The organism is Mucilaginibacter corticis (genome assembly GCF_007558865.1).
GTDB classification, from domain to species: domain Bacteria; phylum Bacteroidota; class Bacteroidia; order Sphingobacteriales; family Sphingobacteriaceae; genus Mucilaginibacter; species Mucilaginibacter corticis.
Map to the genome: position 1 here is coordinate 260,407 of NZ_VLPK01000001.1, position 11,627 is coordinate 272,033.

The following is an 11,627-nucleotide window of genomic DNA, read 5'->3' on the forward strand; positions in this document are numbered from 1 at the left end:
TACCATGTGACAGATTGGCAGAATTTATCATTTCAAAAATAATCCCATTGTAACAATATTCTGCTAAGGAGTATCTCGTAATTAACAAAACGTCCTAATTGTTGTTAACCTATTTTAAAGCAACCAATTAATGACCAAAAAGCATACCCGAAAATATACTATCCGCAAATGGCCCATAGTTATATTGGTACTTATTTTTGTAATAGCCGGCAGCGGCTGGTATATCTATAACAGGTATTTTGCCGGCGACCAATGGAAGCCCTTGTTACAGGCAAAGCTGAAGGAGATCATCTTAAAATCAACCGATAGCCTGTATCATATCGAGTACTCTGATTTTGACCTCAACTTAGCATCGGGCAATGCCACGCTCAGCGACTTTAAACTGGTGCCCGACTCGGCTGTATACCAAAAGCTGGTAGCTGAGAAAAAAGCGCCCGACAACCTGTTTACACTAAGCGTAAAAAAGCTAAGCATTAAAAACGTTGGGGCTAAAAAGGCCTACCAGGAAAAAGTTTTGGTAATTGATAATATCTCTATAGATAAACCGGACCTGACCATTGTAAACAAACGGTATAGCTTTAACGATACCGTGAAGGTAGGTAAGCCTAAAACGCCGTATGAAATAATCAAGAAGATATTTAAACAGCTAAGGATAGATTCTATATCACTTAAAGATATCAGTGTAAAATATATTAATAAAAGCAACCCGGTAACCAAGCTAACTGCGTTAAAGCACCTGGATATAAATATATCCAATATCCTGATCGACTCGCTATCCGCTTTAGATAATAACCGCTTTTACTATACCAAAGGCGTTGAATTTATCTTACACGACTATAAGATAGCTACGCCTGACAGCATGTATTACGCTGAGTTGAAAAAGATCTATTTTTCGACAGCTAAGCGCGAGATCATTTTGGATAAAGTAAGCTTAACGCCGCGTTATAATCATACCGATTTTTACGAAAAGCTGGGCACCTCCGGCGATATCTTCACGTTAAAGTTTAAGCAGATAGCCATTATTGATATCGACCTGCAACGCTTTCTGCGCGATCAAAAATTGTATGCCGGTACAATGGGTATTGACAAGGCCAACGTACAGATCTACAGCAACAGTAACTATAAAGGCAAAAAATCGATTAAAATAGGTAAAGACCCGCACCAGGCCCTGCAAAAAGTGGCGTTGGATATGAAACTAAATAAGCTCAATTTAATTCATAGCGACATTGTTTATTCTGAACTGGACGCCACCACCCAGCAAACAGGTGTAATAACATTCAACACTACTACGGGACACTTTTTTAATGTCACCAATGACGAGGATGTTAAAAAAACCAATCCGTTTATGATCGCGCGGATCAGCACTCATTTTATGAACGCAGGCCCATTACAGGTAAATTTCAAATTTAACCTGAATGCAAAAGACGGGGCGTTTAACTATTCTGGCACATTAGGCAAATTTGATGGAAGGATATTGGATAAATTGGTTAAACCGTTGGCAATGGTACATGTACGAAGTGCAGATGTAGAACGTTTAAACTTCAATGTAAATGCCAGCAATTATGGCGGTAAGGGCCATTTAGAGTTTTATTATAAAAACTTAAATGTAGACCTGCTTAAAAAAGTTGAAGGAAAAAAAGAATTGCAAAGCCAGGGCTTAATATCAAGTATTGCCAATACGCTGATTATTGATAACGACAACCCTGACAGCAAAGGCAGATTCAGGCCGGGGCCGATTGACCTTAAGCGCGAGCCTACAACGTCGTTCTTCAGTTTCTTGTATAAAGGTTTGCTTGATGGTTTGAAACCCAGTGTTGGTTTCACTAAAAAAACAGAGGGCACCGTTAACAAAGTAGTAACTAAAGTAAGTACCTTGGTAGACAAGTTTAACAAGTTTAAAGCCGACAGAAAACAACGCCGGTTAGAGCGGCAGGCAAGGCGGCAGGCAAAGAAAGACTCGATAGCAAATCTTAAAAAACAGCAACAATAACACAGGTAGATGGCGTTAAAGATCCTGAAGCATAAATGGCACAAAGTAACGCTTATCTGTTTCGCAATATTTTTGGTATTACTTTTTGGAGCGGCGTTTTTTCTGAACCGTCACTGGTCGCCTATCTTTTCAGATAAGATCAAAAGCGCGGTATTAACAAGTACCGACAGCTTGTATAATGTTGATTTTTCAGCTGCCGAACTCAATGTGCTTGAAGGTAAGATCGTTATTTATAACATTGATCTTAAAATTGATACCGACGTTTACAATCGCCTCAAAAAACAACACCTTGCCCCAAATAATTTAACTACCGTACATTTAAAACGGCTGGTACTATCGCACATTCATCCTTTTAAATTATATTTTCAGCATAAGCTGGATATTGACCGGATCATCTTTACCTCGCCCGAGATACATACCAGCTACCAGCTTAACCATACCAAAGACACCGTAAATAAAGACAACCGGACCACCTGGCAAAAAATATCCAAGTCATTAAAATATATCCACGTTGGGGATATTTTTTTCAATGACGTTAAATTTAAGTACGACGATTATTCGGGCAATAAGCTGGTGATATCTGAATTGAAGGAGCTAAATCTTCAGGCTAATGAGCTACTGATAGATTCGTTAACTCAAACAGATACCTCCCGAATGCTCTTTTGCAAAGACATTGTAGCCGATGTTTACAATTATAAAGGCAAAACCATGAATGGCTTATATAGCTATACCATTAATCGCCTCAATTTTTCAACCCATACGTCGCAATTAAATGTAGAGGGCGTTACCTTAAAGCCGGTGGCTAACTTTTTTAACAAGAGTACAAAAGAGCGATTTACAGTAAAACTGGATTCGATACAGCTTAATCATTTTGATTTTATAACTTATCATAAATATCGTTCTGTGTCGGCGTCAAGCTTAGTTGTAGCCAATGGCAGCCTTGATGTTTTTGCAAACCCCAACGGTGTTAAAACTACTAACGATAAAATAAAAAGCTTCCCTAACGTTGCCATATACCTGTTAAAAACCGATTTAAAGATAGATAGCATCCGGATCAGAAATCTTGATGTAAGTTATGGTGAATACAATAAAAAGTCGGACCAAAACGGGGCTATTACATTTAACCATACCAATGCTGAATTTTTAAACCTGACTACCAACCAGGCGACCCGGCAAAGAAACAATTGGTTAAAGGCGCATGTAACCAGTCGCTTTATGGACCGCGCCAAATTTGAAACCGACCTTACCTTTAACTTAACCGATAAAGACGCGGCCTATACTTACAAAGGCAGCTTAACGCCAATGGATCTGGGGGCTTTAAATGGCGCTACCGTTCCGTTTGCCATGGTTAAGATCACATCGGGCACATTAAAGGGGTTTAACTTTGATTTTAAGGCAGACCGTAAAGCATCTGTAGGTAAGGTTACCATATTGTACAATGACCTTAAGGTTAAATTATTAAAAAACGATACCGTTAATCAAAAGCTTAAGGGCAAGTTGTTCGCCTCAATGTTCGCGAACATATTTATACTAAAGCATAACAATCCGGACGATCCCGGTGGCATCCCGCGGTCATTTAATGTAAATTTTAAAAGGCCGGTAGATTTTCCTTTTTTTAAAACGATATGGCATAGCTTGCTTTTGGGCATTAAGCCCGCAGTTGGCTATGATGAAAAAACACAAAAAGCCGTTAAAGCCCGTATGGCAAAAGGCGAGATAGATAAAAAGAACCGTAAAATAAAAAAGCAGATCCGCCAGCGAAAAAGAGCCGAACGTAAGCTAAAAAAAGAACGTGAGAAGGCGGCTAAGCATAAGTAAACACATTAATTTTCCTATCATGCCTACTGCAATATCAACTTCAAATTAACCCCGAAGTTGGTGAATGACGTATTGAAGGCCTGCGAGGTAAATGGCTTGGTGAGATTAGAATCATAAAACAGGTTCAGGATAAACCGGTCGCTTATGGTGTAGTCTATCGACGGGCGATAGGTAATATTCTGTGCGCCCGACGAGATCTGCGCTGCGGTAACATCTGCCTGGTATATCAGCGTTTTGTTGTCGCGTAAAGCAAAGTCAAGCTTAAAGTTCAGATCATTTTTAAGGATCAGGTTGTCAAACATCCCGAAAGGGAACCTGAAATTCTTGGTTTTATAACCAAAGCCAAACGTTATTACATTTTCGTTTTGCTGGGTAAGCTGGCTGTTTAATAGGCTCAAGCTAAGAGCACGGCTCTGGCGGTATTCAAAATTAGCCGTTACATTATTTTTAAACCTTACGTCGATACCCAACAATGGAACAAACTGCTCTAAAATGGTGATCTGAGAGAACTGGTACCGCGGCAGGAAATCATTATTGACATCCCTGGCGCTGGAAGCACCGCCGGTTTCCTGGTATTGCAGCAGGGTATTGTAGCCGGTTACCGTATACGCCGACTGGTATCCATGCCTGATATCGAACGAGTCAAAAAACTCCTGGAAAAACGGCATACGGCCCAAACCACTGTAAGTGATCTGCCAGTTTGGTATCGGGATACTGGGGAACTGTGTCAGGCTTGCATTCGACGCATCTTTACCTGTATATGCCGCCAGGAAGGCAGGCACCAATACGTTTTGCGAGTTAGGGCCATAACCATCGGCATAACCGCTGGGCAATAAGGCTGTAGAGTTTGGATTGGAAAGGCCCAGGCGTTTTGAGATCTCGGTACGGTTATCTAAAAACTTCTGGAACGGCGCCGAGGTGTTGTTCACCCCTTTCTCCTTTGAAAAAGCCGTGGCCAGCGACAGGTATGAAACACTATAATCGCCTGTGGTTACAGGTGCCAGGTTCTCGAATGAATTGGTGGTGCTTAAATATTTAAAGTTGGTTTGATAAGTATGGTCTTGTGTTTTAAAAGCACTTAACTGTATCCTCAGGTCTGATATAGGCTCAACACTGGCTTTAAGGTGCAGGTCCTCGCTGACAGATTGCACGTACAACTGATTTTGCAGTGTATCGGTCGAGATCCAGTTGTTGGCTATCGCCCTGTTGCGGATATCTGCCTGGCTGCCCAGCAAAAAGCCTATGCCTGGCGCGTCATAGCTTAAATCCTCGCCAAATAAATTTGAATGTGGTAAATATCCCGGCAAAAACGTACCGTCAGACCGGGTGTACGACGCGTTGATATTTTTAACACTCGTTATGAATCCCACCAGCAAACGGGTAAATAAATCATTTTTAGGATTAGTGCCATTTTTGAAATAAGGGATCTTGTTGTACAAAGTCACAAAATTAAGCGCCGGGTCCAATTGGATCTTACGTGCATTCTGGATGCTGTTACCTACGTTAAATTGCGGGTCGCCAATAGCAAACTCAGGGGCCGCCTGCCAGGTAAAGTTGGTGCTGTAATGGGCCACCAGGGCGGTCCAGTCCATATACGGGATCTTGTTGAGCGGTACGATATAGTTTATGTTAAACGTGTGGTTATAATTGGTGGTACGCCCCAGCTTGCGGATATTTTGCCAAAGTGTATCTATCTTTAATCCGTCCAAACGCCCGTAAGGCTCGTCAACTACCGATAAATTGGTAGCGTCAATATCCATGGTTAATGATTTGGTAAGATTCCACCCTATACCGTAAACACGGGTAATGTTAAAGTTTTTGTTGAATGTTGTCGGCACCAACACGGGGTTATCCGGGTCGTTATTACGCAATGAATTTTCAGAGTAAAAACGATCGAAATTAATACTAAAGTTCAGCCTCGTCGGTGCAAGGCTAAAGTTAATATCCCTGATCAGCGCCAGCGTGTTTTTCTTGATGATCTTGGCAAACGGGCTGACATATTTAGGTTGATTGGCATAATTATAGGCCAATGCTACGTGATACGTTTTCTCCAGATCATTCTCTGTGGTAAAATCATGGTGGGTATATTCAGTATACGCGTAGGTGGCATTAAAATTTTCAACGTCATAAACATGCACAGCAGTTGTGGCGGTAGACCGTTCTTTATGCACATTGGTAAAGTTCACGCTTTTGCGCACGGTATAATCCTCGGCGGCATTTTTTATCGAGTCGCGCTCTTTGGTTGACGTTGCCGAATTAAGCGTTTGCTTCAGTAATATATCAGGCTGTGCCGGATCATACTGCGGCATATTTACCTGGTTTGATACGTTCACATAAGCCGGGATCTTAATGCCCGCTTTAGTCGGGAAAAATCGACCCAGGTCCATATTGGCCGATATATCATACCCCTGGTTATCGCTCAATTGCCTGTCCTCCATTTTTGAGTCGAGCGTACCAAACCCAGCGGTACTTTTATTGCCGGATACGGTGACATTGGCAAAGTCGGCCAGCTTAAAATCGGCACGCCCTACGGCCGCCCAGCCGCCTTTGTTATCAAAATCGGTAAGCCGTAGTTCATCAAACCAAACCGTTGCCGATTTACTTAAACCATCATCCACCCCGCTCGGAGAATTAGCACGGTAAGGGTTACGCACCCCTAGCATAACCGTTCGTAGCCGGCTAAGATCGGGTACCCCCATAATGGTAATTTTATTGCGCCCGTTAGCGTACACAAAAGGCTTGTTCATTGGCCACGGCAAGCCGTTAAACTTGGCCCTGTTTCGGGCCAGTTTGGCATCTGTAAGTATAGACAGGTCTATATCCAGCTGGTTGGCATCGGGCCAGATAGAGTTGGCATTGGTTGTGCCGGGCTGGGTTACCACCAACGGAATCTCGTATTCATAATAGTTATCCTGGTAATCGGCGCCTAAACGGATAAACGCGCTTACATCATTATCCTTCAGGCTGGTCTGGTCGGCCTCGGCGTGGATAAACATTTGCAGGTGTTTGTATTTGCGCAGATCATTATAAAAGGTTTTAAACGCGGCCCTCGAATACCCATCTGTAAGATTGGTTACATTTACAGATAATGATTGCTCATTAAGCTGTGTAGTGCTTTGCAGGTTATTATAATCGCGCTGACGCTCAATGCCCGGCGGCACCACGTAAGGGATCGGCACGCGCTTGCCATTCTCTTCAATATTCACCGTTTCTACATTGATAACCGAATTATCAAGCGGCGCGTTGGTAATAGCCGGATCAGCAATTACATTAAGCGGGTTGTTCTCGGTGTTGTAAGCGCGCCAGTCGCCTTTTACCAGTTGCATCGTAGCGAAGCGCAGTACTGCGGTATCGGCAAAGTTGGTCATGAACATCCGCATGTACCTGATGGCTTTAAAATCCTGGATACCGCCTACGGCAGATTGATAAGCCGTTATAGGTACCCTAAACTGGTACCAAGTTACAGACTGCGTTGTACCATCCGGCAGTTTTATAGCCGATGTAATTTTATCATTAACGAAGTTTTGGCCTACTACCAGATCCTGCGGGCGCATAGACACCTTGTATTGAAAATACTGATCATCCTGGCTCATGTTGTTATCATGGTCAATATCTTCGCCGTCGGGCAATGAGGTATTGGCCGATGTTTGCAAACCCAACAACGCCTGTGATTGCTCGGATGTTTTTGAATTACTTTCGTTACCGTTGTACTTACTATAGCGTTGCAATATTCCAGCCCGCGCGGCATCCTGCGCCGGGCCTAAATAGTACTGATAATCGTCAGAAGACGGGTCGCTGGCAAAAGCGTTACCGGCCTGTGAGTTTACGGTAGCCTTAACCTGCTGCACAACGGTCGAGAATTTTGTTTGCTCATCGGCATCGTTTAAACCATCCAACCCGACGTCCTGTAAAACACGCGATGCCGGGTTGCTGTCAAAAGCGTTTACAACAGGTTGTGTTTTCGGTACCCTTCCCCAGGCGGTTGTGTCAACAGTACTCAAATCGCCGTTAACCGGCAAACCGTTCTCTAAGCTTTTACGGCCATCTTTTAACACGTCTTCAGATATGCTACCCAGGTTAAAATACAGGTCGCCACCTTTTGATGCGGGTTTATAGATGAACGGGTCAAGCACCCAAAACTCAATGTACTCTACGTTTTGTGCCTGGAAATCATTAGTTGAAATGGCGCGGTACATGCCCCCCCAACGCGAAGTTGGGTTTTGTAAAGATCCGTCAGGATTAATACCTGTTGTTGCATAGTTATACGGACCACGTACAGTTGGATAAAAGGCAAGATCAAGCGTTGATATACCCAGCGGCTGACCGGTAACCGACTGCTTGTATGGGAATACCTCCGTCTCCAGGATCTGCCGAGTATAGTGGTTGGATAGCTGGCTGCGTGTAACCCCTGTCGACGCGGTATTGGTATAAAATATCGGGTCGATATTGTAAAAGGCAAGGCGCGCACGGTTATAACCGTAGGCTAAATTATCAAACAGTTGGGCCTCGGGAAATAACTGCGGCGTGCCCGAAATTTGCCAGGCATTGGCGCTTTTAACATCAATTATAGATTGGCTGTTCTCAAAATCGTCAAGGTATGATGTGCCGTTTTTTGAGCCGGCATAATTTAGCACACTCGGGCTGCCGGGCAATAACTGCGCAAACTCGCCGCTAAGGTTTACAGACGATGGCGCTTTGGTATGGATAAACGGGATCTTATCTACCAAACGGGTAAGCAGGCGCGAGTCGGACGCGTAATTAGCATCAAAACCCCAAATGGTATTTGAGATAGACTCCTGCCCTATTGCTTCATTTTGCGATATGGGCTGCTCTGTAAGGTGCATAACCGTTGCACCCAGGGCCAGTTTGGGGCTCAGTTTATAATCAAACCTTGAGCCGTATAGCGATTTTTGCTGCACCCCAAAGATCTCGTTATTTTCCAGGTGGACGCTGATGGGCTGGCCCGACGAGAGTATGGAGGTGTTAATTACATTTAACCGGCCGGCACTATAATCAATGGTATAATCTGTACCCTCAACCAGCTTTGTGGCCCCGGCTGATACCGTTACTGATCCCTGGGGAATATTGACCGCGTTAAGTTGGTATGTGCCGCCACCGCCCTGCGCCGTGTACGTTCCTTTTATGGCGTAACGGTTTAGCGCCGGGAAATACTGCTGCGCCACGGTTTGGGTAGAGTCATATAACTGCTGGTAAACATACCGGCCAATCAGGTCCGTTTCGCCAGGGTTAAATTGTTTGGCCAGGTCAGACCCAAAGGGTTCAATCACCGGGAACATGATCCGCCCATTTTGCGAATCGATGGTGATACCCTCTAAAAAGTCAAAGTACCCGTCAGACTGCTTTTGGTTCTGCTGATCTAAATTATCCAGGCCGGTTAGTTTTAGCCAAAGCTTAGTTTTGGTGTTTTGTCCTTCGTCCATCACCGGTTTTTCAATGCCGGTTTTATCATCAAGGCGCGATATGCTCAGCTTAAAATTAGTCGAACTAACCTGCAGCGCGTTAAGCGAATAGATGTTTTTCATCATCAGCTTCCAAGTTGGCAGATTAGTTTTTAACAGCGTGTTCTTTAATAATTTAAGGTACAGCAATTTCGGCGTAGCCGGGTTAACCGGGACATCGCTCGAGAACTCACCTACCTGGTATTGTTTGCCGTTGTAGGTGTATTGGTAAGCTACGGCCAATACCTCGTCATTCTTTAAGGGATAATTTAGCGATATATAACCCAGCTGCGGGTGCAGCGTAAATTCTTTTGATGTCAGCTTACGGGCATAGGTTAACTTGGCATAGTTATCTGTAGCGCCATGTGCAGCAAAATAACTGATAAGCGAGTTTGACGGATCATTGGTCAGGCGCGCGTTTGCAGGTAAATTGGCCAATAAACTGTTCGACTGATCTACAAAGCCTGGCCCCTGGAAACCGGCAGGTAATCCCGAAAACCCGGCACCACCCTGAATCTGTGCGGTGTTATATGGCGCATTTTCACCCAGGTCAAGGAAACCTACCACGTCGCGCGAGTCGGTAGTAGCATTGGTACGGTTGGTTGTCCATACCTCAATTTTGGTGATATTGATATTTGAGCTGATGATGGGGATGTTAGCCAGCGCCTTGTTATAGTTATTGCGGAAAAACTGCGACAAGAAATAGTGCTTGTTAGCCTCGTAATCAGACGCCATTGCAGAGAAGTTGCCTTGTTGCCCCTGGCTGTTTATGGTGATGTCTTTTGACTGCGAACGCTGTTGCGAAAAGATGGACGTTACATCCAGTTTGCCAAATTTCAGCTTGGTTTTTAAGCCGAACAACGCCTGCGTACCGGTGATCAGCGAAGTATTTAACGGCATACTCACCGTACCGGCCTGGATCTCCTGGATGATCTCGTCAGGGTGGCCCACATAATCCAGCTTTACCTGGTTATCAAACTGAAACTGGGCATCGGTATTATAGTTGGTGGCTATCTTTAATTTATCGCCGATGTTGCCTGTTAAATTTAGCTGGATGTGCTGGTCGAAATTAAAATTGTATTGCTTACGCTGTTTGGTATTAAACAGCGGGTTTTGGTTGCTGTTGATCTGCCCGCTCAATATCGCGTCGGCCGACCCTTGCGGCCGGATATCAATGATCGAGCTGCCGAATATCCGCTCGAACGTTTGGTTATGCACATTTATCTGCGGGATAAAGCCCGGCTGTTGCTGCTGGTAAGAATAATTATCAGCCAGCTTTTGAAAATAATCGCGCTTTTCCTGGGCCTGTTTTAAATAAAGGTATTGGTCAAAAGTAAGATATACCGGTGGGCGGTAAAGCAGGTTGCCTATACGCTCATACAATATGTATTGATTGGTTAGCGCATCGTACTCAACCGTGCGGGTAACACCAAATGGTACCGGGTCAAAAATACCCTCTCGGTTTAAGCCGTTGTTTGTTATGTTGCGCTTAAACGGGGCCTTAACAGTTACAGAATCTTTTTTTGGGGTAGTCGCGGGCGCCTGCTGAGCAAAAGCATGCCCTAATCCGCAAAATGCAGCTAAAAAAAATACACCAATAAAAAATTTATAAGTAAAATTTCCTGTCACATACAACTGCTAAATGCCCACGTAATTATAAACTTTTTAAAGCGAATTTAATAAGCTGTTCAACAGTTACAGTTCCGCCGTTTTTATTTAATTCCTGATCCAATACCTTTTCTGCGGCATTACGGGCAAAGCCCAGCATTACCAACGCGGCAAGTGCCTCATCCTTAACAGAGGCTGCAACCGGCGCCGTATTTAATGTTTCAGAACCCTCTTTACGCAACTTATCCTGCAACTCCAATATTACCCGCTGCGCTGATTTTGGCCCTATCCCCTTAATACGCTGTATTAACGAAACATTGCCATTAATAATTGCGGTCTGTATCTCTAAAGGTGTTATGGATGACAGCATCATTCTACCTGTGTTTGGCCCTATGCCTGATATCGAGATCAGGTGTAAAAACAACCTGCGCTCGCCTTCGTCAGCAAAGCCATACAGGGTATGCGCGTCTTCTTTTACGTGCAGCCAGGTAAAAAGTTTACAACGCTCGGCATCGCCCAGTAATGAATAGGTGTTAAGGGATATATTGATGTGATAGCCCACCCCATTTGCATCGATCACCACATAAGCCGGGCTTTTAAAAACTAATTTACCATCAATATAAGCGTACATATTTTATTTAGGTTAAAGGTAAAAGGCCAAAGCTAAAAGCTTAAACCGGAATATTAAAAAACTGATCACAAATCTGTTCAAATGTTATCTAAAGGCTATGATCTTGTTTCATTCTGTTTCA

4 protein-coding genes are annotated in these 11,627 nt (G+C 43.8%); 2 read left to right on the forward strand and 2 right to left on the reverse strand.

Annotated elements, in window-relative coordinates; all coding sequences use genetic code 11:
* The first annotated feature begins 130 nt into the window (after positions 1-130).
* Both FO440_RS01160 and FO440_RS01165 read left to right on the forward strand, forming a co-directional pair.
* Entirely contained in the window at positions 131-1,990 is a 1,860-nt protein-coding gene (locus tag FO440_RS01160; protein WP_144246397.1) for a hypothetical protein, read from the forward strand.
* 9 nt (positions 1,991-1,999) lie between these two features.
* Entirely contained in the window at positions 2,000-3,808 is a 1,809-nt protein-coding gene (locus FO440_RS01165) for a hypothetical protein (protein ID WP_144246398.1), read from the forward strand.
* 23 nt (positions 3,809-3,831) lie between these two features.
* Here the strand turns inward: FO440_RS01165 and sov are convergent, their stop codons facing one another.
* Positions 3,832-10,896, reverse strand: a complete 7,065-nt coding sequence (gene sov / locus FO440_RS01170; RefSeq protein ID WP_246104152.1) for a T9SS outer membrane translocon Sov/SprA — start codon at positions 10,894-10,896, stop codon at positions 3,832-3,834.
* Between the two features lie 25 nt (positions 10,897-10,921).
* Entirely contained in the window at positions 10,922-11,506 is a 585-nt protein-coding gene (gene ruvA, locus FO440_RS01175) for a Holliday junction branch migration protein RuvA (protein ID WP_144246399.1), read from the reverse strand.
* Positions 11,507-11,627 lie beyond the last annotated feature (121 nt).